Annotated in this window: 17 protein-coding genes and 1 riboswitch; of the genes, 8 read left to right on the forward strand and 9 right to left on the reverse strand. The window is 37.1% G+C overall.

Translation table 11 applies throughout. The features are described from left to right. Nucleotides 1–472: 472 nt before the first annotated feature. The 3 genes from RRV45_RS20280 to RRV45_RS20290 all read right to left on the reverse strand — a co-directional run bounded on the left by RRV45_RS20280 (nucleotide 473) and on the right by RRV45_RS20290 (nucleotide 3,168). The gene (locus tag RRV45_RS20280) at nucleotides 473–1,387 is read right to left on the reverse strand and encodes a nucleoside hydrolase (protein WP_315666459.1); all 915 of its coding nucleotides are present in this window, start codon (nucleotides 1,385–1,387) and stop codon (nucleotides 473–475) included. Nucleotides 1,388–1,415: 28 nt separating this feature from the next. Continuing rightward, complete coding sequence (locus RRV45_RS20285; protein ID WP_315666460.1) at nucleotides 1,416–2,363, reverse strand: nucleoside hydrolase; 948 nt, start codon at nucleotides 2,361–2,363, stop codon at nucleotides 1,416–1,418. 676 nt (nucleotides 2,364–3,039) lie between these two features. Beyond that, nucleotides 3,040–3,168, reverse strand: coding sequence for a hypothetical protein (locus RRV45_RS20290; protein ID WP_315666461.1), 129 nt, complete (start codon nucleotides 3,166–3,168; stop codon nucleotides 3,040–3,042). 267 nt (nucleotides 3,169–3,435) lie between these two features. On the opposite strand from RRV45_RS20290, the gene RRV45_RS20295 reads away from it, so the two are divergent. After that, nucleotides 3,436–5,988, forward strand: a complete 2,553-nt coding sequence (locus RRV45_RS20295; protein WP_315666462.1) for an Ig-like domain-containing protein — start codon at nucleotides 3,436–3,438, stop codon at nucleotides 5,986–5,988. Nucleotides 5,989–6,309: 321 nt separating this feature from the next. On the opposite strand, the gene RRV45_RS20300 is transcribed toward RRV45_RS20295, so the two are convergent. Continuing rightward, nucleotides 6,310–6,423, reverse strand: coding sequence for a putative holin-like toxin (locus RRV45_RS20300; RefSeq protein ID WP_315666463.1), 114 nt, complete (start codon nucleotides 6,421–6,423; stop codon nucleotides 6,310–6,312). Nucleotides 6,424–6,999: 576 nt separating this feature from the next. Here RRV45_RS20300 and RRV45_RS20305 point away from each other — a divergent pair. From RRV45_RS20305 to RRV45_RS20325, 5 genes are all read left to right on the forward strand, one after another. Then, the gene (locus tag RRV45_RS20305; protein WP_315666464.1) at nucleotides 7,000–7,860 is read left to right on the forward strand and encodes a hypothetical protein; all 861 of its coding nucleotides are present in this window, start codon (nucleotides 7,000–7,002) and stop codon (nucleotides 7,858–7,860) included. Between the two features lie 273 nt (nucleotides 7,861–8,133). Continuing rightward, the gene (locus RRV45_RS20310) at nucleotides 8,134–8,625 is read left to right on the forward strand and encodes a sigma-70 family RNA polymerase sigma factor (protein WP_315666465.1); all 492 of its coding nucleotides are present in this window, start codon (nucleotides 8,134–8,136) and stop codon (nucleotides 8,623–8,625) included. Nucleotides 8,626–8,921: 296 nt separating this feature from the next. Beyond that, the gene (locus RRV45_RS20315; RefSeq protein WP_315666466.1) at nucleotides 8,922–9,173 is read left to right on the forward strand and encodes a helix-turn-helix domain-containing protein; all 252 of its coding nucleotides are present in this window, start codon (nucleotides 8,922–8,924) and stop codon (nucleotides 9,171–9,173) included. Nucleotides 9,174–9,212: 39 nt separating this feature from the next. Beyond that, entirely contained in the window at nucleotides 9,213–9,734 is a 522-nt protein-coding gene (locus RRV45_RS20320) for a competence protein ComK (protein ID WP_315669104.1), read from the forward strand. A gap of 1,146 nt (nucleotides 9,735–10,880) precedes the next feature. After that, a riboswitch (cyclic di-GMP riboswitch) is annotated at nucleotides 10,881–10,974 on the reverse strand. 356 nt (nucleotides 10,975–11,330) lie between these two features. Next, nucleotides 11,331–12,689, forward strand: a complete 1,359-nt coding sequence (locus RRV45_RS20325) for a Kelch repeat-containing protein (RefSeq protein WP_315666467.1) — start codon at nucleotides 11,331–11,333, stop codon at nucleotides 12,687–12,689. Nucleotides 12,690–12,826: 137 nt separating this feature from the next. Here the strand turns inward: RRV45_RS20325 and RRV45_RS20330 are convergent, their stop codons facing one another. After that, on the reverse strand, nucleotides 12,827–13,519 hold the full coding sequence (locus tag RRV45_RS20330) for a hypothetical protein (protein WP_315666468.1): 693 nt from the start codon (nucleotides 13,517–13,519) through the stop codon (nucleotides 12,827–12,829). A gap of 229 nt (nucleotides 13,520–13,748) precedes the next feature. On the opposite strand from RRV45_RS20330, the gene RRV45_RS20335 reads away from it, so the two are divergent. Next, nucleotides 13,749–15,083: a hypothetical protein gene (locus RRV45_RS20335; RefSeq protein WP_315666469.1), complete on the forward strand. Its 1,335-nt coding sequence runs from the start codon at nucleotides 13,749–13,751 to the stop codon at nucleotides 15,081–15,083. 171 nt (nucleotides 15,084–15,254) lie between these two features. Further along, complete coding sequence (locus RRV45_RS20340) at nucleotides 15,255–15,716, forward strand: hypothetical protein (RefSeq protein WP_315666470.1); 462 nt, start codon at nucleotides 15,255–15,257, stop codon at nucleotides 15,714–15,716. Between the two features lie 187 nt (nucleotides 15,717–15,903). Here the strand turns inward: RRV45_RS20340 and RRV45_RS20345 are convergent, their stop codons facing one another. From RRV45_RS20345 to galE, 4 genes are all read right to left on the reverse strand, one after another. Continuing rightward, the gene (locus tag RRV45_RS20345) at nucleotides 15,904–17,097 is read right to left on the reverse strand and encodes a hypothetical protein (RefSeq protein ID WP_315666471.1); all 1,194 of its coding nucleotides are present in this window, start codon (nucleotides 17,095–17,097) and stop codon (nucleotides 15,904–15,906) included. A 291-nt stretch (nucleotides 17,098–17,388) separates the two neighbouring features. Next, entirely contained in the window at nucleotides 17,389–17,811 is a 423-nt protein-coding gene (locus RRV45_RS20350; protein WP_315666472.1) for a hypothetical protein, read from the reverse strand. A gap of 444 nt (nucleotides 17,812–18,255) precedes the next feature. Continuing rightward, complete coding sequence (locus RRV45_RS20355) at nucleotides 18,256–18,984, reverse strand: hypothetical protein (protein ID WP_315666473.1); 729 nt, start codon at nucleotides 18,982–18,984, stop codon at nucleotides 18,256–18,258. A gap of 78 nt (nucleotides 18,985–19,062) precedes the next feature. Continuing rightward, on the reverse strand, nucleotides 19,063–20,034 hold the full coding sequence (gene galE, locus RRV45_RS20360; RefSeq protein ID WP_315666474.1) for a UDP-glucose 4-epimerase GalE: 972 nt from the start codon (nucleotides 20,032–20,034) through the stop codon (nucleotides 19,063–19,065). Nucleotides 20,035–20,044: the final 10 nt, after the last annotated feature.

Below are 20,044 nucleotides of genomic sequence, written 5' to 3' on the forward strand. Positions count from 1 at the left end.
TAAGTTTGTATCATAATAATTATTAAAATTTGGCCATTGCTTTAAATTGATATATAAATACGAACATACATATTAATCAAACGTTTAATTAAATCCCCTCAAAGCCAGGCAGGACAAGGGATTGGGACTGTTCAATCAAACGTTTGTTTAAAGGTCCTCTTGCATTGATCGCACAGGATCTCACTATGTTTGTATCATACTAATTATTAAAATTAGGCAATTACATATTAATCAAACGTTTAATTAAATCCACTCAAAGCCAGGCAGGACAAGGGATTGGGACTGTTTAATCAAACGATTAATTAGACCCTCTAGGTATAGATAATAGCAAAGGTCTATCTAACGATTGTTGAATATCTTCCCAGTATCACTGTGACCATTCGGTTAACGAAAAAAAGAACCCCCCAGAAAAGCGAATCAGTCCGCTTTTCTGGGGGATCTAGTGTTGGTATGTGGAAGAATTCAACTTAAATCATACAACTCTACTTAGAAAATGTTCCAAAAATCGATCGGCTTCTACTTCTGTACAGACGCGAATCTTAGGTTCACCTTCAGGATGACCGATGGTTCTCCCTACCTCTTCTCCTTCTAAAACAACCTTTACATTCATCGTTTCCGTCTTTACAAAGCTTGGATCAATGGCAACTCCCACGGCAAGTGGATCATGAAGACCACAACCGGCGATCCCTGGATAATATTTCTCATAATATCCGATATAAAACTCAGTCATATCCGCAAAAAAATGAGCCGTTTCTTTTCCAGTCTCACGCCATTCATTCACCCTTGATAGTGGCAATAATGTTTGCAAGGTTACATCTAATCCTACAAGAGTCACGTTTAAACCAGATGAGAAAACATAGTCAGCTGCTTCAGGGTCTGCGATGATATTCGCTTCAGCATACGCATTTACATTCCCTGGTACTTTTACAGCCCCACCCATCACAACGACCTCTTTAACGAGCGGGATGATTTCCGGTGCTTTTTGGATCGCTAAAGCAAGATTTGTCAGTGGTCCCACAGCAATGATCGTTATTTCATGCGGGCGATTTTTCACCTGTTCGATCATAAAATCCGGGGCAAATTGACTCATCGCTTGAGTCGTCGGTTCGTTCTTCAACGTATTGCCTATTCCATCCTCTCCATGGACATGTCTCGCCCAAACCTCTTTTTCGCCGCGCACGAATCGTTGAGCAGCCCCTTGATAAACAGGTATTCCCGCTCCTACTTTTTCCAGAACGGTAAGTGTATTACGAGTCGCTTCTTCTACGGGTACGTTACCGAAACAGGTCGTAAAACCAAGCAGCTCTAGTTCTGGAGAGTTTATGGAGTAAGACATCGCTAATGCATCATCAATTCCCGTATCAACATCAAATATAATCGGTTTCAAAACAAATCCCACCATTCAACAATTTAAATTATTTTTTAGTATAACTTTGAAGTGCCTCAGTGACCATATTCCAAAACTTCGCATGGTCTAGTTTCAAGGCAACATTGACATTTGGTTCACGGTCGGTTACACCGTGCATATCTACTAAGGTCATTCCGTAAGTATGAACCCCGGTTGTCTCCACATCCACACGCAACTTTTTCGTCTCAACAACAGAAGGATCGATACAATACGCTACACAACAAATATCATGTACAGGTGGATGTTCGAATCCAAATACCTCTAAATACGTTTTGCGGAAAAACACCAGTAGTTCGTTCACAAATTGCGCAACGGGATTGTCAATCGCAGCAATGCGTTCGCAAACCTCGTGAGTCGCTAAAGCTTGATGAGTAAGGTCAAGCCCCATCATCGTAATCGGAGCGCCACTCTCAAAAACAACCTTTGCAGCCTCCGCATCCACATAAATATTGAATTCTGCTGCTGGAGTCCAGTTGCCAAACGTTCCTCCACCCATGATGACAATTTCCTGTATTTTAGAAAGGATAGCCGGTTCACGTCTCATAGCCATCGCAATATTCGTTAGCGGGCCAGTAGGAACGAGTGTAATATCCCCATCTGATTCCATTAGCTTTCGAATAATAAAATCAACAGCATGTTCCTCTTCAATCGTTTTAGTAGCCTCTGGCAGGACCGGTCCGTCCATTCCGGAATCTCCATGAATATCGGGAGCAGTTTCGCGTTTTCTGACAAGCGGTTGACCGCTTCCTTGGAAAACAGGTACATCATACATGCCAGCAATCTCACAAACTTTTAGGGCATTCGCTGTTGTTTTCTCCACTTCAGCGTTCCCTGCTACAGTTGTAATACCGACTAATTCGATGTTTGGATTCCCTGCTGCGAGCAAAATAGCAATGGCATCATCATGACCTGGATCACAATCAAGAATAATTTTGCGTTTCTTGTTTTCTAGCATAGAAAAATACCGTCCTTTTCATTACTTTGTAAATGCCACACATAAAGAATCTACTATTTATTATGCTTTCATAGGGCATATATCAATCGAGCTAAAATGGTGATTTAAGAATAAAACCACTTGATTTCAATTTGCATATCCTCCCTTTTGATTGAAAGCGATGACAAAAAAGAATGCTCAACATAACACAATCTTATAATATCAAATTTTCACATAAAAAAGAAAAACGATCTCAAAGGTAAATGAGACCATTTCAACATTCCTTATATAAAAGAACACAGACCGACAGCATTGGTATCTACTAAATTTGAGTGCTTTATTTTTGGGTCATACCTATCATAGCAATGCCAAAGCATCCATAAACTTTCTCGCTCTATCTTCCTGCCCTTCTTAATTAATCGTTTGATTAACACCACATGCCTTGCCACACAAGGCTTCTCGGCATTCAATCAAACGATTGATTATATGAAACATACTGTAAAACAAAATTTTTCAGGTTGTCACTGTGACCGTTCCAAATGAAAGCACATTTTAATCAAATGTTGTAAACACATACACATTATCCGCCAAATGTTCATTTATCCTATGGAAAAATGTGCTTTTATTAAGTTGTTTTGTAATCTAAGTTATACTAATCCTGTTTTGACCACTCAAAATACATAATGTGAGATTAAAATTAAACTTTTGCAGGGGGAATGGAGGGTTTATCAGCCAAATTTGGTAGTTTGTAAGCCAGATTGAGGAGTTTATCAGCCAATTCCAGGCGGTTGTCAGCCAAATCGACTGGTTTGTCAGCCAATTCCACTTGTGGCGCACCCCCCCACAGACACCAGCCCATATTAATCAAACGATTGTTTAAATATTATGAACACATACACATTCCCATCCAAATATTTAAAAAAGCTGACATTAACATGGCTTTGACCTTTGAAAATAGCATTCTCTAGCAAGGAAAAGCCCCACCTAGCCCACTTTTTCCTATTTATCTCCCCCCAAAAATCTCTTAAAATGGTACTATACGTATATAAACACTACCAAAAATCCCACTTTTTTGAATTAAGGAGAATAGCTAATGAGGAAACAAAAAGCACTTAAAGTAGTGAGCGCTTCAATGATAACAAGCTCTGCATTTGTCGCTTCTTCACCTGTTGGGGCGGCTGCAGCCAGTAATGTGGACAAGCTGGTGAAGGAAGCCAAGGAATTAGGAACGATTTTAAAATGGGCAATTTCTATTGAAGGAAGTGCAGATGGGAAAACGCGCCCCATGGCAGCTTACAATGCAACTAAGGAAGCTTATAATAAAGCTGTAAACGCCGTTAAAACACTGCCTGCTGCTCAAAAGAATACATACATGGCTGATCTGGAAAAAAACGTAAAGCTGCATATCGACCGAACCATGTCGTATATTGACGCGCTTACGGCTGGAGAAAAAATTAAGGAGAAACAGCAAGCTCTAGCCAATCAACTAGATCGAAATTTAATAAATGACGACACCGAAAAGGCCTACCATGAACTGACAAGAGAAATCCGCAAGCAAGCACTGCTTTTAGACCGTGTTTACGGACAGACAACTCGAGAATTAATCCGCTCTCAATACAAGTATTCTGCGGAGAAGATTCGCGATAACACCATGTACGCCGTCACAGTAAAAATGGCAATCGACAAGGCTTCAAAAGCATTGACCGAAAAGGATACCCGAACGGCTGAAAGATATATGAACGAGGCTAAGAAATACCTAAACTATGTAGAAAATTCAAATATAAAAAACACGCTAAACAATCGCTTCAATTCGATTGCACAAACAACAGTCCCAACGATCATTAAGGTAACAGCTTCCGAACCAAAACGAATCAAAGTTGAATTTAATAGTAAAATGCTATCCGAAAATAGTACAAATGGGGCCGAAAATACAGCCAATTACTCGGTTAATGGCAAAACTATTAAACAGGTAAAGCTAGTAGATGATAAGAAAACGGCCATTATTGAATTATATGAACCCCTTAATACGAATTCAAGCTATACCGTAACGATTAAAAAGAACATTCAAACGGATAATAATACCGCGCTTGGTTCTGCGGATATCGTTACTTCCTTTGTATTTTTTGATAGCGGAAAGCCGACAGTCAATTTTGTTACAGCCGATCCAAATGGAGGCATTGAAATCAAGTTTTCTGAATTAATCTCGGCAAGTTCACCTATTGCCATTACGATAGAAGGAAAAACGGTTTCCTATTCTTCTATCTATCAGGACACAGATACAGTCGTTGTGCCAGGTTCAGAAATGAAGCGACTGGGTTTGCAGAAAGGGAATTTCTATTCCATCGTTTTTACCGGTGCAAGGGACCTCGTTTCCCCGAGTGCAAATACGATGGATACTTATAGCGGAAGATTTCATTACAATGCAATGGCTGACACCATGCCACCAGAGGTTCGAAGCATTCAAGCCAAGGATGAGAGAACTTTTACGCTGGAATTTAGTGAACCATTAACAGATCTAGCTGCTGCGAATCTTGTCATAACGAAAGGGAGTACAGCGATTAGACCAACATCTGTTAAGGATGTTTCAGGCGGGCTCAAAACAAAGTACGAAATTGAACTGCCTGCAACGATTTACGCTGCCACTGATTCGTCAGCGTTCTTAAATGTCCAAATCAAATCGTTTAAGGACACAGCTAATAATATGGGGAATACAACTGATCGTACGGTTACCATGATCAGGGATCTAACTCCACCACAATTTGCGGGCATACGATATGATGTTTCAAAAAATGAAATCCAGATCACGTTCAGCAAAACATTAAAAACGGGAACACCATTTATTAATAAAATGACCATGTATGACCATAAAAATGACCCAATTAGACCAGTTGTGAAGCAAAACAACGGCAATATGATGATTATCGATGCAAAAAACTTAATAGATGGAAATTATGTCATTAATGCTGACGCAGGATTGGTGAAGGATACATCAACCGCTCAAAATGATAGTCTGCCGTTTAGGGTAGCCGTGACAAAGAAGGCGGACATTGTTAAACCACAAGTAACCATCGTCCAAGGACCAAAAAACGGACAATTTAAAGCGGTATTTAGTGAACCTGTTACAATGGATTCATTAATAAATCCGGCTAACTATTTAATTAATGGGGCAATGCTTCCTGCTGGCACAGATTTTACCGATATCACCGACCAAAAAATAGTAACGATTACCCTACCAGAAGGGGCCATTCCAACTACAACTAGTTATTCTATTACAGTAAGAGGGGTAAAGGATTTATCTGATAATGAAAATAACCTTCATCATGGAACGGTTACGATTGTTGACAATACTCTACCTGTCTTACAATCAGCAACGTTAAATAACAACAATGATTTGATTTTGACATTCTCTGAAAATATCGTAATCCCAACTAACCAACAAATTATCCTAAGTTTGATAGTCGGTGGTCAAGGTTTAGATTCTACTAAGTATTCTGTAGGCGGGATTAATGGAAATGAGTTGACTATTACACCTCGAAACGGGGCTTCTTTTTCTGGGAATAATATCTTCGTCGAAACAAATACAAATTCAAAGATTACTGATCAGGCTGGAAATAAGACTAAACAAAGCAGTGCGTTGATTCCGTGATTCATGAAGAATGAAAATGATAAAAAGTAAGCTATCAAAGCTTCTTGAAAAATGGGGCAGTCAAGAACGTCAGCTTCTTAACTTTCTTGACTACCCCGATAACTAGAGGGGGAAAATCTTAATACGTTCCTTTCTAATATCCATCTTTTTGCATTTTCAGGTATAATAACATATAATAATTTATATAATAAAAATGATCGAGTGCTGCTAACACCCGATCAATGCAACTACATGCCGCATGAAGAGCGGCTGACCAACTGAAATATGAAGAATTACAAAAAGAAGTTAATTACCCTACTCTTTGGTCGGAGCGGCGGGCGATTACTTCTTTTTTCTTTTGGTGACGACTGCGATGATTGCTACTATCGCTGTTAAAGCTGTAGCCAGAAAAATGCCAAATTGAATTAGCATGTTCATTGCTTCGTATGTCACCATTTAAACACCCCCTTTCTTTCAGGGAGTGCCAACCGCCCATCCGCTTTATGTAGTTGCTAGTTTCATATTATCATTTTCAACTCAAACAAACTAGCCACATACGAACATTCGTCCCCATTTTATTCACTTTCAAAAGTCCTTCTATTCATTGAAGATTGGTTTCACTGCATGTTACCTGCCAAATACTCATTTTTCCACCGATAAAGGTGCGGCATTAATTTAGCTGTTTTGTAATTTATGCTGTACTTAACCTCATTAAGGCCTCCAAAACCACATATGGAGAGGTGAAAATTCACTTTATATAGGAGTTTGGTAGTTTTATCAGCCAGATTGACTAGTTTATCAGCCAAATTGATTAGTTTATCAGCCAATTCCAGGTGGTTATCAGCCAAAACGACTGGTTTATCAGCCAACTCCCCAAACTGGCACTCAACTCAAGCAAACACCATCTAAATTCTGCTGGATCACACTTTTCGAGTGGTCCGTTTCAAAGCTTACATTTTAAAAAGAATTCCCCACCCCCTGTCCTTTCCCACCCTAATTCCATATGTAACAAGTAAAGGGTGGTGCATTTAAATGAATTTAAAATCTGGCAATATCAAACAGTTCCAGTCATTTTCACAGTTTAAGAGTTTAGAAGAATTTAATTCTCATATTGAAATGTGGATGTCGGTTCATAAGGACAAGCTTTCGAAGGGGGAGCTTGTCGGATTGAAGCGGCTTATTCGCTTTGCGGCGAAAGTGCCGGGTGTGTGTAATGCGAAAATCGGGACGGTATTAAAAGCGATCCACGAGGAGTTCAACGGCAACGGAATTTCCCGCTCTACCTTCAAAAGAATGATTGCAAAGGCCACAGAACATGGCATCATGTCAGTCCATGAAACGGAGAGAAAAAACGGTTCACAGTCCAGCAACCTATATGTGTTCAATCGTTTTCCTAACAGTGAACCACCTAAGAAGGAAAAATTGGACTCCCCTATTAAAACTAGCAATCTTTCTAAAACTAATAATAAAAACAATAAAAAACGTAACGTGTACGATACGTGTCTCGATCACACCTATACAAGTGACCGTGTGCCTAATGACTTTGTTCAAGTGGTTAAGTACTTTTTTCCTGAAGCCAAAAGCATTGAGGAATTCTGGAAAATGACTGGCATTGCTGCTTATCGCCATAACCGGGAAACCGACAAGGAGAGAGTGCTATCCATAGCCAATCAATCCATGAAACAGCTCATTCGAAAAATGAAAACAGCTGCCAAGGTCACCAAGCCTATTGCCTATTACTACGGAATTCTAGATAAAAAATTTCAGGAGCTCTATTTCGAAGAGCTTTACGAAATGGACTTTCCCGCAACAATACAAACGGATAAATCTCTGGCTCCATCCCAAATGGGCGAGCTTTTTAGGGACGTCATATTTGGTTCTACAGCGACATAATCAGTTTTTCTGCCCATAATACTGTTCCACTATCGACTTTTCCATTAAGCAACTGGGACAAGGAACCCGTCCCTCAGACCCAATTTTGCACAAAAAGGGACCAAAATCCATATTTTACGTTCAAAATTCCTTTTTGATGCTGTTTTTCGACTTTTCACCCCCTGTTTTGCGTTCAAATTGGATTTTGATCGGGTCGATGGTCAAGTGCTTTCCAAGTATGCTCTAGATAACCCGGGAATACATGGTAAAGCGCGCTTTCTGAAGGGATTTCTGATGGAAAGCTTTGAACAGGTCACAGATCAATATACGCCGATGATTTACAAGATTATTTCGTCTTTAAGCATCTATACGAACAAGGATGAGTTTTTTCAGGTTGGTCTTATTGCGTTATGGGAAGCGTATGAGCGTTTTGATGCAGAAAAAGGAATCTTCACGAGTTTCGCATATGCCTATATTAGAGGACGATTGCAGACGGAAATGACGAGAATGAATCGGCATGCGGATAAAACGGTGCACGTGCAGGAGAAGTTTTTAGAGGATATCGAGGACGATTTCAACTTCTGTACTATGGACGAAGATATTCTTCTTTCCTATTGCCAGGCGGGGAAGTTAACAGAGAATCAGACAAAATGGGTTCTATATACATTTTTAAAAGAACTAACAGTCTCAGAGATTGCTGCCATTGAACAAGTATCTTTATCTGCCGTGAAAAACTGGCGAACGGGAGCGAAAGAAAAGCTTAGAATAGCGAATACTATATTATAAGATTCAAGGTGCCTGGCTCCACATAATACTAACATCTTGTATCGTGGCGCCTGGCACTTTTCTCCGAAAAATGATTATTCACAATAATGTAACATTTGTTCATTTCGTATGAATTCTTATCCTTTTTTCTACATAACCCTGATATACCAACGTTTCATGATTGATAGATTTATCATTTCTCCATCGATTCTATCGCCGGATTTTATAAATTTTTCCTTAGGGAAACAAATGGGAACTACTCTGCATGGTGGAAAGTGTCTCTTTATAATCTAATAGGTTTAGAAAGGAGACTAGCAGTGAAAACTTTAAATTTGAATTACATAGGTCACACCTTGAAAAGGCTAAGAAAATCAAATCTTTTACGTCAGGAGGAATTTGCCAATCAGTGTAACGAGCTAGATCGAAAAACAATCAGTTTACTAGAAAACAATAAGCAAGTGCCGCTCCTAAGCACGATTAGTTCACTAGCAAAAGGATTACAAATGACCCCGTCTGAACTGCTAAAAGAAATTGAAGATGATTTACTTAAAGGAAGGTATGAAAATTAATAGGCATGTTGCCTGCCAAAGGAGCCGATTCACTTGTTTATGAGATCCCGCTATACGATAACGAAACAATTGATGAGCATGACAGGTTATTTTGATCGCTATGGAAAAATGTGCACACTTGTCACAGAAACTAGGAAAACATTTATGGTCGATCAATCCCCACTAGAAATTCTTGATGAAAGCATTCGCTGCATCGGCTATGATCTAAAAGGTGCTATGATAACATCCAAGCGACTGTTGGGCAATGTCCATCATTGCCCCGTTCTGGTCAACCCCATCCACAGAATTGTCTTGTTCCCGACCAAATCAGCTCTACACGAAGAGTGCACCTGGTTTAACCCCGTTCACATCAAGAGAACAATCAGCCTCAACAACCAAACAACAATCACGTTCAGTAACGGCCAAACCATAACCATCCCAGCGAAACTATCCTCTTTCAACTGCAAAATCAAAAGAGCAGAACATTTAGAGGAAATGACGAGAGATTCTATATTCTTTATTATAAATGGTCATGATCATCGTATGAAGAAACGAAAGAAGAAAGGCAACCACTTGCCTTAGTGGGACGGAGGGATAGACTCTTTAGGCCCAGGTATTACAGACCAATACGAACATACATATTAATCAAACGTTTGATTAAATCCTTCAAAACCATGAAGGACAAGGGATTGTGACTGTTCAATCAAACGTTTGTTTAAAAAGTTGGCGCTGAGCCTTATGGAAAACATAAATGCATACCTAATATTAATCAAACGTTTGATTAAATCCCTCAAAACCATACAGGACTAGGGATTGAGACTGTTCAATCAAACGATTGTTTAATCCGCTCTTGCACTAACAGGACAGACTCTCCCTAAGTTTAAATCATGACATTTATCAAAATTAGTCAATTGGTATACGTTGATATAAAAATACGAACATACATATTAATCAAACGTTTGATTAAATCCCCTCAAAGTCATACAGGCCAAGGGATTGAGTCTGTTCAATCAAACGTTTGATTAAACTTTTTAGGAATGGGAAAGTACCTTAGCTACAACCTAGTCCAAAGATTAAAATTTCCAATGGATAAATCAATTTTTTGATGACTATTATCATGTTTATTGTTCCTTAAAAAAAGGAGGAAATTATTAACATCCCTGATTGTTTGCTTAAAGGAAATGATTTCAAAATTGAGGGATCGATGATATTTTATATAAGCGATCAAGATCTTCTCATTAACAAACGAAAAATAATGAACGTTAGTATGGTTGTATAAATAAAAGCAAAGTCTATCTAACGATTGTTGAATTTCTTCCGTGATACTCTCATATTGAAATTGGCGTAACAGAAAATCGTAGCGTGATACTCCACCTATGGAATCTAGCATTTAACATTACATCCTTTTCTATATAATAAATGCTTATAAAATAATGACACATGAAAAATTTGATTCTACGCTTTAAATCTATTTATTACTTACTATAGGTTTTGAGCCATTGTAATCAAAGTTTCCGCTGAGGACGATATTTCTTCCATGAAGGTATTTGTTTCTTTGCTGAAGCAGCCACATTTTGTGTATTTCCTCGGCCTGTTCAGCAATATAAGCTACATCTTCTATCATTTCCGCCATATTTTACGAATAAAATTCACTTGTCCTAAAATCGTTGCACAAAAATAGCCGTCCCTGATAAAGAGAGCAGCCATCACTTTACTTATATAAAGTTAATTGGCAACCTGGCGATCATAGTTCAATAGCTAAGCGAACGACAGACCCATGGCTTTGCGTCCTCATCTTTCAATGAGTTTGCCTTTATCAAATTTTTAAAAACAAAGTTACCATTACTTTTTACAATTTATATAGTAATGAACATAAAATAAATAGTCAATAAAACTTATCTAAATTTTACAAAAATGTTACATAATACGACAATTATCCTACAACAATAACTTATCAATTAGGGGAGCGCTATTCCTAATCCTTTTAAAAGAGAAAAAATGCAAACAAATCTGAACAAGCTAATATTACCCCTCTAAACCCCAAAAATGCAAATAACCTGATGCTGCTAGAAAAGGAGATAAATAGGGGAATACAAGATTGATATAACTTCAAAATAGTAGTCTTTTCTCCTATCTAAGTAGTAAAATATAACTTTAATGATAAAAGGAGGAAGTATTATGAAAAATCGAAAGGTCATATTGATAAGTTTTTTAACTGTCTTTTTATTATTATTTTCGGAAAATGCAGTTTCAGCAAAAGTAATGTGGGGGAAAACTGAATTAAAGGAAGGACAAATAGGAAAGGTAACCATACTAACCAATGTCAACACAACTAAGATAGATGGTGACACGCTAACACAGGGTAAGGGGCTTAAAAAAGGTGAAGAGTTTAGAGTATACTCAAACAAAGTTGTAAATGGGAGCCAATATTACGGTTTAGGCGGAGGACTCTTTGTTCAAAAATCTGATCGGATCAAATATGAAACACCCTCTAAGGCTAAATTAGCACAATTGAAGAACGAATCTCAATGGAAAAAGATTAATCCAAATATAGATATTAATAAGGGAATATCAACTCAGACGACTATTCAATTAAAAGACGGAAAAGTCATGATTATAGATGATCAAAGTTCCTTTATTTATGACTACAATACAAATAAATGGTCTAAAGCTGCACCAACGATTCAAAAACATGACATCGTTTCACCAGTTTTACTTCCGGATGGCCGCGTTTTAGTATTTACTGGATTTAACGGAACTTTTCCTGCCACTTACTTTCAAAGAGCTGAAATCTATAATCCAAAAACCAATAAGTGGAGTTTAACAGGCAATTTGAATATTCCTAGAGGGATCTCTGTTCAAGCAGTTGTATTAGAAGACGGCAGGGTTTTGGCAGCTGGAGGAGAGAATCATGGAGAGACTGTTGTAGAAATCTATGATCCAATGACGAACAAATGGTCTAAAGGGGCCATTATGGAGTATTCTAATAACTTTGGCGGTTTCTCTTTCCTTCCTCTGAAAGATGGAAAAATACTTTCGATCGGTGGACGTGTACCTTTAAATGAAAGTACTTTTATGGGCAGAAAAGTAGCCTCAGCATTAGAAATTTATGATCATAAGAATAACACATGGTCTGTACATGATATTCAATCTGAATTAAATGTATCTGAAAAATTCTTTTATCTGTCCGATGGATCAATTTTCTCTATCACTCAATTTAGAACTGGTATTTATCATTTTGATACTAAAGAGTTTAAACCATTTACATTCGGTCATTTAGGATTAGCAGATGCTGTAGAAATGCAGAATGGACAGGTTTTAATTACTGGTGTTATTGATGACAATAAGCCAAATGGATATTTGTATTCTCTTAAAACAAAAAAGCTAGAACAAATAAAGATTCCATCTAATGCCCCAAAATTATTTATGCTTCCAAACGGTAAGGTATTGGCTTTGGGTTCAGAAACCTACAATAATGCAAGTAATGCTTTCATGATAGATTGGAATGTAATGTATTTATATACACCTTCAAAGTAAATACATATAGCATAACTTAACTTAATATTCGCTAAAAAACCACCTAGAATTAAAGTAATGAATATACTAAACGCATGGACTTAGAAAAGATCCATGCGTTTATTTTGGTCGACTATAACATCTATCTAATAATAAACTTACAGAACCGCCATAGCCTTCTTCATTATCGCAGAACGTCTTGCTTCTTTTGCCTTATTGTAAGCTTGACGGTATTCTTCAGCATGTTCAACACTGTAGCCACTTGCTTTCAATTCTTTTTGAAGCTGACTATATACAGCGTTAAAGGCTTCATCTGTTTTTGCCTCAAGTGATTTTCCAGCATTAGAATACTTCACATAAAAATAACTGAAGGAGATTTCTTCCCCATTGCCTTTCTTCCCGCTATACTCACTATATGCCCGTCCAATTAATGCATCGACCCTGCCGGTTGCTTGGTCTTCAAGCTGCGCAAATGCGTATTCGTATCTCTTTTTAATGGATTCAACAGATACGGTGCCTGTAGGTGTTTTTTCTGATGTTTTACTAGAGTTCGTGGTGGTTTTCTGTTGAGTACCGGTACTATTATCATCGTTTGAATTTGCACTTTCGAAGCTAGACTCTGTACTTGACGTACTTGCGCCATTTCCCTTTTCATCCTCATCAACTGTTTCTTCATTGGACTCGATTTCCTCAAGTGTCGGGATTTCTACTTTATATTCAGTATCTGTTAATTCATTCACTTCTTCGTCAGCCACATCATATTCCTTAATGTTAATAAAATAATAGGCAGCACCTGCACCGCAAAGTAAAATAACAACAAGTGAAATGAGTACAATTTTCCATTTTTTCATTCGATTTGTTCTTCCCCTCATAACTCATACTTCTACAAATTCTATCATATCTTGTTATATCCAGACATATATCTTCGCAATTTTTTACAATTTTTCACCAATTATCGGAAATTGTGTATTTTGGAGGTATTTAAAATGATATAATAGTTTACTAGAACGACCAATACATATGATAAAGGTCCCCTTTTTTCATAATGGTCAGAATAGTATAATTTTAGGAGGATGTAGTATGTCACTTAAGAAAAAATCTTTAGCGGCTATTTTAGCTACGACAACATTAGCTGCTAGCGCTGCAGTAGTAACAGTTAACCCTACTGCTTCGAGCGCGGCCTCTAATGCCGAAAATTTAGTAAAGAAGGCAGAAAACCTTTCTGGTGCTTTAAAATGGGAGATTTCTGTTGAGTACCGCAAAACAGCTTATCCTAAAAATGTAGTGGATTATCCAAACATGAAGTTGTTTAACGACACGAAAGCTGCCTTACAATCAGCAAAAACGGCGGTTTCCAAGCTTTCTGGCAAAGAGAAAACAGTTCTTTCAGCTAGACTTGATGAAGTAAACAAGTACTACACACGTTCATTAAATTTAATTGATGCCATTACAGCTGGTAAGAAAATTGAGAAGCAAAAAGATGAATTAACAAATGCGTTGGCAAAAGGTGTAGATCAGACAACAGTAAAAGCTTATCATGATCTTTCAACAGCTATTCGTAAACAAGCGATCATCCTTGATCGTGTATACGGCCAATCTACTCGTGATTTAGTACGTGACGAGTTCAAAAAATCAGCTGAAACGGTTATTGCACAATCATTATATCCAGTTAGTACAAAAATTGAATTAGATCGCCTACAAAAAGGATTAGACAAGAACATTGACAAAGAAGTAGAAACTCGTGTGACAAACGCAGTTAAATTCTTGAAAAAAGTTGAAAATGCTAAACAAAAGTCAGATTTAGCCTCTCAATTAAACAAAGAATTAGAAGCTGTACTAGCTAACTCAAACAGCGCAGAAGCTGTAAAGGTTGCATTAGAGAACTATGGTTTCGATTTAACAGCTTATAATAAAATTACTGTAGACTCTCGTAAAGCAGCTATTGCTGGAGACGTTATTGTAAATAGAGGGAACGGCTTTAACAAAGCGGAACTTCAAAACGTTCTAAATGCAAGTGCTGCTGTGAGAACAGCCTTTGAAGAAGCAACTCAAAAAGTGAAGGCTGGCAATACAACAGTTGAGCAATTCCTTGGTGGAGTAGTTACAGCTGTTGATGCAAACAAAGCTTCTTTAAAAACAGTACAAGGTAAAGAAACAACAGAATTCCTTCGTGGAATTACTTCCCTTCTAGATCAAGGCTTTACTTTAACAAAAGAAGAAACAGACCAAGTTAACACATTATTAGGTGCAAAGGTTTTAGAAGATGGCAAGGTTTATAAATCTTACAAACAACTTTCTCCTAACGGCCAAAAAGCTGTAGATGAAGTGCTAAATGCAACATTAGATGCTAGCAGCTTCTCTGTGGTAGTACAGGTTGTTGTTATGGCTGTGCTGGAAAATCAATTGACACAATAATTGCAAGTAAACGCTGTTCGGGTATGCCGGACAGCGTTTTTTAATTTCGGTAACCTTTAGAAGAGAAAAGAAAGGTAAGAAAAAAGAGAGTCACAAGACTTCCATACTAAACAACCCTCTAACGGAATATACTTGAGCAAGCAGCTTTTTTCCAAGGGGGGTTATTTGTTCATGAGGCGATACGGTCATAGAATAGCAATTTTTATCCCCCTATTTTTAATAGTTGTGATACTTTGGCTTTTCCTGAACGGTCTTTTTCGATCGTCAAGCGTTCAGGCATGGAAAGCAGTAGATAAATTTTATCAATATGAGCAAGAGGGGAATTTCGCTGGGTCATGGGAAATGTTCCATCCATTTATGAAACAGAAGTTCCCAAAAGGGCATTATTTGCAGGATCGAGCGCATGTATTTATGAATCACTTCGGAGTGGAAACGTTCACATATTCAATGGGAAAGCCAGAGAAGGAGAAGAAATGGCAGCCTTCTAACGAAAAGCAAGAGTTCAATGTTGTCTATAAAGTGCAGGTCATTCAGGTTTACAAAGGGAAGTATGGAAACTTTTCGCTTCATCAGGATGTCTTTGTGGTGCAAGAAGAAAAGGACTGGATGATTATATGGGATTATTGGAAATAACCTGATTTTTTGAAAAACAGGGCATCTTTAGGTCCCTTTGATACCCGTGATTAGCATAAATAGCCATTCACGGGCACCATTATCATTCAGCTTACTTACTTAATCTCCGATACTTGTTATATCTGCAAACTCTATAAATCACACTATACACTATACAGACCAATTCCTATTTATATCAACTCGACTTTTATAGCTCAATATCCTTTTTGACTTTCTTACTAATAAACTGCACATACTCTTTTATTGGATAAGACATGATTTTTTCAGATTGTTTGAACTCAATTCCTTGCCCTTTTATTTTTTGCAGTAACTGTGGGATTGATATCTTATTGTGATAAATGAGCTCAAAAGAATTTAACACCGTTTCTTTCCATTTCCTTTGGTCCCCGATAAAATAAGCTTCACCATTTACATAATGATTTAAAATCTCTTCAACCTTCCTACTTGGAAGTCTGGATGCTAAATTGTTTCTTGCTTCGCGAGTTTGATCATTTTCTAAAGTATCTGAAGCTGCCGCTGTTTCATTTTTTTGACCGTTTTCAATACGCTGTAGATCTTTCTCGACCTCACCATCTACTCCATAATGTTTCGACATATGCTGTATCACTTGTTTATACCAATAAGGACTGTCAGATGAATTTTTCCTTTGTAAGGATTCCATATCCCTTTTCAAGTCTGCATCCATCTGCTGCTGGCTGCGTCCTGTAAAGGGAACATCCAGTGTGCTATCATAATAATCCATTTTATTTTGAACTGCTCTTTTCTTTCGTTCTTCTTCCCAAGCTCTGGCAAACTCTCTTTGTTTCCGTTCCTCTTCTTCCTTTTTAGCTCTTTCAGACTCTTCTTGCTTTCGAAGAATTTCCTGTTGTTGATGGATCAGCTCAAGTTGTCTTTTAAACTCTTCCTGATACCCATCTTCATTCTCGTCAGTATAAATAAAATTAGATTGTTCATGATTAATTGTTAAGGCTTTTTCCAATGGTACTTTTATTGGTTTGTACACGGTCCTGGTCTTCTTGGGGTTATCATTCTCTTGCAAAAATCTGATAATATTAATTTCGCGTTCGTGAGGAGCAAAGTAAAACATGCTTTTTACTTGAAGATTAAAAGGACGATGATTCAGTAAAGCATTTTTCAGATTCGGTTCCAATCCTCTTATAAATTCGGTCCATAAGGAATCTTGCCTCGTTTGACTGACACACAATAATTCTCCGTCTACTAGAGAAACATGGTTAATTTCAGATTCATAAGCTAACCAATAACTATCGAATAAAAAAATTGGGGTGAAATGATGTTCATTCCGTTCATAGCCCAGCTCTTCTAATTCTGTACCTAATCTCTCGATGTCAATCTCGTAATCATTTAATAATGCAACATTCATTCCTTTCTCCCCCTATTGTACAAATACTTTAATTATGTAGAGCCAATACTTGATTCAAAGGGTTGTTTGCAATTTAAGATATAGTACCAAATAATCATTATTTAATATAAATGATTGAGTTATGAGAACACCTTATCAATGCAACTACATGCAGCAAGAAGAGCGGCTGACCAATTAATATTGACGCTTGTTAAAAAGAAGTTAACTTCCCTACATTCTTTGGTCGAGAGCGGAGGGGGTTACCTTTTCTAACATTATGGCTAGGGAATTTCTGTGATGGAAATCTAGTGTTCAATCCTTTAATTTTTTTATTGCCCGTTTTGCCAAAGCCCTTGGACTACTAATATCAAGCATTAGGTTCGCTGCATCTAATAGATAATTTTTGTTTTCTTTTATGTAAGTTACGAATGTTTTTTTTGAAGTTTCCACTATTTGTTTATAATTATTTTCTTGGTGAACCTGTTTAAAAGGATCCATATCTAAAAAAATCTTACCATCTTCTTTGCTGATAATTTTTACAATTACTCTTTGTCCTATTTTTAAGTTAAAATTCTTAAAGTCACCTTTTGCTATTCCAATAGTACCATCACGCAATTCAACATAGGCTCCAAATTTCATAAGTCCAGTAATTTTCCCTACCATTTCCTTATCAGAGAAGTAGCTGTCGTTAGAAAATTCAATACCACAATTATTACAAAATTTTGTTTTCCTCAATTTGTACTTCTTCACAATTTTGACAGTAACTCATTATTCTCTCTCCCTAATAATCTTGAAATTGGAATTTATTTTAGTGACCACGCTAAACAAATCGCTATTATTTTAGTCTTTTCCTCTTAATTTTGAAATAAGATTTGGGTGTACTTGCTGATCAAATGATGATGAATCTAATGTGCTTTAATTCCCGACACTCTATATCGAGCTAGTACTTGAATGCATCAATTTCAAAATGTTTACTAAAAATTTTATAAAGATAAATATAACCTATTGTGTAAATTTCGCTTCCTCTTCCATAACGAATAATAGATTTTCAGTTCCAACTTATTGAGCTAATTGTCTCCATTGACTTTCTTTTATACTCTGCTAGTCACCTTGGACAAAAATCTTTCAACTTAGTATGGCAATGATTAGGCACCAAAAACAGAGACTCCCCACTCCATTTTACAATTTCCGATAATATACTAGATCTTCATCTTTTATATGTATTAATTCCTTTAACTTAAAGTATGTTTCGGTTAAATGACCTCTTCCTCCTGTGTAACCAAAATAAGCACCTGTAATTGCTGTATAACATCCTGTCCTTTCAATTCTTGTTAAAAAACCTTTTAACTCGGCAGGAGATATATTTAATACCTGAGATGTTTCTTTTTCAAATTCGTTCCAAAAAGAGTCAGCTCTTTGCAATTCATTTTCATTTTCTTTGATTTCATTCCTACTTTCATATGTATCAAGAAGATATAAAATTGTTAATTCACGATTTGTTAAATCATCTAAAATCTTTAAATAATCATCATATTCATCTGCTTTACTTATAATTCGAGAATACATGCCGTTTTTAAGTAACCTTGCAAAAAATCGGATTTTTTCTCTTTGCTTAGTAAAAAGAGCCGCTTTATATGTGGAAAAATATGAATGTAGGAAATCCTCATTTTTAATTAAATCAGGAGTTAATTCAATTCTCCCCATCCCTAATTCATCATAGAAAATTTTTGCCCTATCTAGTAATATATTGTTATATGAAACAGTTAATAAGTTATCAACTACCGCTCCATAAGGGACAGCCTGAATTAACCCTCTAATTACTGTGTTCTTACTATATTTCTTTAACAAATCATCTTGAATTGAATTCTTTATAATTTTATCTGGAATAGATAATTCATTTTTATCCATACTCATCACCCCAACAATCTAATCATTTGTAAAATATCCAGAGCAAAAAATTATTCAATAAACAACAGTGAAGTATACTTAATACTTCTGATTCCGTTGCCAATTCCAAGCACTCTCAATTATCTCCTCTAAACCTTTCTCCGCTTTCCAGCCAAGTTCTTTGTAGATCTTCTGTGCGGAAGCAACTAATCTTGCTGGATCTCCTTCACGTCTATTAGCCATCACAACATGTGCGTTTACCCCTGTAACCCTTTCACAAGTCTCAATGACCTCTTTAACAGAATATCCTAGTCCATTGCCCAAATTATAAGTAGCAGTATTCTTTTTCCCTTCAAATAAGGAGTCTAAAGCCAATACATGTGCTCTGGCCAAGTCTGTAACATGGATATAATCTCGGATACATGTTCCATCAGGCGTATCGTAGTCCGATCCAAATACAGAAACTTTCTCTCTAGCATCTGCTAAATGCTGAAGTACGATTGGGATTAAATGTGTTTCTGGATCATGACTCTCTCCAGTTTCAGCTGATGCATGAGCCCCAGCTGCGTTAAAGTAACGTAATACAACGTAATTGAGGTCATATGCTCTCGCGTAATCAGCTAGAATCTGTTCAATCATCAGCTTTGATCTTCCATAAGGATTAATTGGATTCGTTTCACAAGATTCATAAATTAATTCTACATTGGGAACCCCATACGTAGCTGCCGTTGAAGAAAAAATAAAGTTCTTCACGTTATGTTTTAACATCACTCTCAAAAGAGTAAGAGTGGCTGCCACATTGTTCTCATAGTATTTGATCGGATCAACAACAGATTCTCCTACTAAACTATTAGCTGCAAAATGCATAACGGCATTAATTGGATATTTGGAAAAAACCGCTTCAAGATCTACTGCATTCCCAAGATCACCCATTACAAAAACCGCGCGCTTATCTACTGCTTCCTCATGTCCCGTTGAAAGATTATCCAAAACGATAACTTCTTTTGATTCTACTAATTCTTTAACAAGATGGCTGCCAATGTAGCCAGCTCCGCCTACTACTAATATCATTTGCTATCAT

The organism is Bacillus sp. DTU_2020_1000418_1_SI_GHA_SEK_038, assembly GCF_032341175.1.
Taxonomy (GTDB): Bacteria; Bacillota; Bacilli; order Bacillales; family Cytobacillaceae; genus Cytobacillus.

What these genes read in the sequence shown, in the direction of transcription:
- RRV45_RS20285 (WP_315666460.1), bottom strand. Translation starts at nt 2,363, where the DNA reads ATGCTAGAAAACAAGAAACGCAAAATTATTCTTGATTGTGATCCAGGT.
- galE (WP_315666474.1), bottom strand. Translation starts at nt 20,034, where the DNA reads ATGATATTAGTAGTAGGCGGAGCTGGCTACATTGGCAGCCATCTTGTT.
- RRV45_RS20340 (WP_315666470.1), top strand. Translation starts at nt 15,255, where the DNA reads ATGAGGCGATACGGTCATAGAATAGCAATTTTTATCCCCCTATTTTTA.
- RRV45_RS20330 (WP_315666468.1), bottom strand. Translation starts at nt 13,519, where the DNA reads ATGAAAAAATGGAAAATTGTACTCATTTCACTTGTTGTTATTTTACTT.
- RRV45_RS20355 (WP_315666473.1), bottom strand. Translation starts at nt 18,984, where the DNA reads ATGGATAAAAATGAATTATCTATTCCAGATAAAATTATAAAGAATTCA.
- RRV45_RS20305 (WP_315666464.1), top strand. Translation starts at nt 7,000, where the DNA reads ATGAATTTAAAATCTGGCAATATCAAACAGTTCCAGTCATTTTCACAG.
- RRV45_RS20310 (WP_315666465.1), top strand. Translation starts at nt 8,134, where the DNA reads ATGGAAAGCTTTGAACAGGTCACAGATCAATATACGCCGATGATTTAC.
- RRV45_RS20335 (WP_315666469.1), top strand. Translation starts at nt 13,749, where the DNA reads ATGTCACTTAAGAAAAAATCTTTAGCGGCTATTTTAGCTACGACAACA.
- RRV45_RS20300 (WP_315666463.1), bottom strand. Translation starts at nt 6,423, where the DNA reads ATGGTGACATACGAAGCAATGAACATGCTAATTCAATTTGGCATTTTT.
- RRV45_RS20295 (WP_315666462.1), top strand. Translation starts at nt 3,436, where the DNA reads ATGAGGAAACAAAAAGCACTTAAAGTAGTGAGCGCTTCAATGATAACA.
- RRV45_RS20320 (WP_315669104.1), top strand. Translation starts at nt 9,213, where the DNA reads ATGAGATCCCGCTATACGATAACGAAACAATTGATGAGCATGACAGGT.
- RRV45_RS20325 (WP_315666467.1), top strand. Translation starts at nt 11,331, where the DNA reads ATGAAAAATCGAAAGGTCATATTGATAAGTTTTTTAACTGTCTTTTTA.
- RRV45_RS20345 (WP_315666471.1), bottom strand. Translation starts at nt 17,097, where the DNA reads ATGAATGTTGCATTATTAAATGATTACGAGATTGACATCGAGAGATTA.